This window comes from Mesorhizobium sp. M7A.F.Ca.US.005.03.2.1 (assembly GCF_003997795.1).
Classification (GTDB): Bacteria; Pseudomonadota; Alphaproteobacteria; order Rhizobiales; family Rhizobiaceae; genus Mesorhizobium; species Mesorhizobium ciceri.
In genome coordinates this window covers 1-3,028 of record NZ_RZRP01000762.1, presented here as the reverse complement: position 1 = coordinate 3,028, position 3,028 = coordinate 1, and the positions used below count along the sequence as shown (strand labels likewise).

General features: G+C 65.6%; 3 protein-coding genes. 2 read left to right on the top strand and 1 reads right to left on the bottom strand.

What is annotated here, in order from left to right; translation table 11 throughout:
• Both EN991_RS29800 and EN991_RS29795 read left to right on the top strand, forming a co-directional pair.
• Positions 1-583 (top strand): phosphatidylserine decarboxylase (locus tag EN991_RS29800; protein WP_127224650.1); only part of this gene is annotated, 583 nt, incomplete at its 5' end.
• A 75-nt stretch (positions 584-658) separates the two neighbouring features.
• Positions 659-1,405 carry a phosphatidylcholine/phosphatidylserine synthase gene (locus tag EN991_RS29795; protein WP_224621703.1) on the top strand — a complete coding sequence of 249 codons (747 nt, stop codon included), beginning with the start codon at positions 659-661 and terminating at the stop codon, positions 1,403-1,405.
• Between the two features lie 27 nt (positions 1,406-1,432).
• Here the strand turns inward: EN991_RS29795 and EN991_RS29790 are convergent.
• On the bottom strand, positions 1,433-3,028 hold a 1,596-nt coding region (locus tag EN991_RS29790; RefSeq protein WP_127370090.1), incomplete at its 5' end, for an AMP-binding protein.

The following is a 3,028-nucleotide window of genomic DNA, read 5'->3' as shown; positions in this document are numbered from 1 at the left end:
GTTCTGGATCGGTCTGATCCTGACGGCCTGGTGCGTTTATTTCTTCCGCGATCCCGAGCGCGTCACGCCGGTCGACGACCGCTTGGTGGTCAGCCCCGCCGACGGCATCATCTCGGCGGTCGGGCCGGCCGTGCCGCCGCGCGAACTCGGCCTCGGCAATGTCGAGATGACCCGCATCTCGGTGTTCATGAATGTCTTTTCCTGTCACGTGAACCGCGCCCCGGTACGCGGTCGTATCGTCAGGATCGAACACCGGCCCGGAAAATTCCTCAACGCCGAACTCGACAAGGCCAGCACCGAGAACGAGCGCAACGGCCTGGTCATCGAAAGCCCCAACGGCACGATCGCCGCCGTCCAGATCGCCGGCCTGGTGGCGCGGCGGATCGTCTGTTGGGCCGAGGCGGGCGGCTCGATCGGCACCGGCGAGCGTTTCGGCTTGATCCGCTTCGGCTCGCGCGTCGATGTCTTCCTGCCCTTGACCGCCACGCCGCGCGTTGCCGTCGGCCAGACAGCGGTCGGCGGCGAAACCGTGCTGGCCGAATTCGGCGGTGTCGCCGGCACACCCCTCGTGCGGATTTCCTGAGCCGTGGGCACGCAGTATAAGAAGTTCGAGGCCCATGCCAGCGGCGGTCCGCGCATCCGCGAGATCCCGATGCGCATGGTGCTGCCCAACCTCGTCACCGTGCTTGCCATCTGCGCCGGTCTGTCGGGCATCCGCTTCGGCTTCGAAGGCCGCTTCGAGCCGGCCGTGGTGATGGTGCTGCTGGCCGCTTTCCTCGACGGCATTGATGGCCGCTTGGCGCGGATGCTGAAGGCAACCTCCAAATTCGGCGCCCAGATGGATTCGCTGGCCGACATCGTCAATTTCGGCGTCGCCCCGGCTTTGGTGCTTTATGCCTTCCTGCTCGACCGTGCCGGCTCGCCGGGCTGGATTGCGGCCTTGCTGTTCGCCATCGCCTGCGGGCTAAGGCTCGCCCGCTTCAACGTGCTCGACGACGAGAAGGCCGACCGCCCGATATGGCAGTCCGAATATTTCGTCGGCGTGCCGGCGCCGGCTGGTGCTGTGCTGGTGATGCTGCCGCTCTATCTCTATTTCCTGCGCACAGGGCTGGAGCCCAGTCGTCCAGCGGCCTTCGTCGCCACCGGCTTTACCATACTGGTCGCCTTCCTGCTGGTCAGCCGGCTGCCGGTCTATTCCGGCAAGAGCCTGAAAATCCCGGGCGACAGGGTGTTGCCGATCATCCTGGGTGTCGTGCTCTACGTACTGCTGCTGATGACCTACCCCTGGTACACGCTGACCGCTTCGGTTGCCGGCTACCTGATCTTCCTGCCGTTCAGTGTGCGCGCCTATTCGAAACGCGCCAAGCTGGAGGGCGAGAAGGTACCGCCTTCGGATATAGGTTAGAAGGTCGGCGGAAGTGCTTGATCCGACTCAGGCCGCGACGCCGAGCCCCAGCCTGTCGATCGCCAGCTTTCGGGTCGAGACATAGTCGGTCTTGCCCGAACCCAGCACCGGGATTTCCTCGACCTTGACGATGTCGTTGGGCACCATCAGTTCGGCGGCGCCCGCTTGTTTGCCGAATCTGCGCAACTCGTCGGGATTGGCGTCGTCGGCGGTGGTGACCAGCACAATGCGCTCGCCGCGCCTCTTGTCCGGCACCGCTACCGCCGCATGGCGTTCTTCCGGCCACAACGACTGCACCAGCATCTCGACAGCACCCAGCGACACCATCTCGCCGGCGATCTTGGCGAAGCGCTTGGCGCGGCCGCGAATGGTGATGAAGCCTTCGCGGTCGACAGCGACGATGTCGCCGGTGTCGTGCCAGCCCGTCAGCGGCTGCAATTCACCGGGGCGGTCCGATGTCATATAGCCCATCATCAGGTTCGGTCCGTCGAGCCACAATTGGCCGGCATCGGAAATGCCTTCGATCGGCTCAAGCTTCATGCGCATGGCCGGCAGCAGCCGCCCGACGGTACCGTCGCGGCCATGGATTGCCGTGTTGACGGCAACCACCGGTGCCGCCTCTGTCAGCCCGAACCCTTCGATGATCTCGGCCTGGAAGCGTTCGCGATAGACGCGGCGGGTTTCCGGCTTCACCGCCTCGGCGCCGGCAACGACGAAGCGCAGGCTGGAAAAATCGCCGTCCTTGGCGGTACGCGCATAGTTGGCGAGGAACGTGTCGGTGCCGAACATAATGGTCGGTTTCACCTTGCGCGCAACCTCGGGGATGATCTTGTAGTGCAGCGGCGAGGGGTAGAGGAACAGTTTTACCCCGGTGACCAGCGGCAGGATGGTGCCGCCCGTCAGGCCGAACGAATGGAACACCGGCAGCACGTTGAGCAGGATGTCGGCGGGCGAGATGGTGATGCGCGCCTCAGCCTGCATGGCGTTGGCGTAAAGGTTCTTGTGCGACAGCACGACTGCCTTCGGCGTGCCTTCCGAGCCCGAGGTGAACAGGATCACCGCCGGCTTGGCCGCGTCCTGTCGCTGCAGCGGCCAGCGCCACAGCAAGGCGGCGGCAAGCTTGTCCAGCGCGGTGACGCTCTCCCGCACATCCTCGAGCCAGAGAAGCCTGGCGCCGCCCTTTTCGACCGCCGCGACGATATCGGCAAGGTCGGCCTTCTCGACGAACGCGCGGGACGAAATCACGGTCCTTATCACCGCCGTGCGCACGGCCGCGGTGACGCTCGCCGGCCCGGCCGTGTAGTTGATCATCGCCGCCACCCGGCCGGCCGACAGAAGGCCGGTGAGCGACAGCACGACGCCATTGGCATTGGGCAGCATCACGCCGACTGCCTCGCCCGGAGCCGTTACCGCCTCGAAGCGCCTGCCCAGGACGCGGGCGCCGATGAACAGCTTGCGGTAGCTCAGCGCGCCGGAGATCACGTCCTCGATGATGATATGCGAAGCGCCGACGCGGTCGGCGGCATCGCGCATGGCCAGGAACAGGCCACGATCGAGGTTGGTGCCGAAGAGCCGCGCCTCGGCGACACGGTCGAACAGCGCGTTGGTGTTCGAGGCCTGCTC

Coding starts and splice junctions, on each gene's coding strand:
- EN991_RS29795 (WP_224621703.1), top strand. CDS start 659: ATGGTGCTGCCCAACCTCGTCACCGTGCTTGCCATCTGCGCCGGTCTG.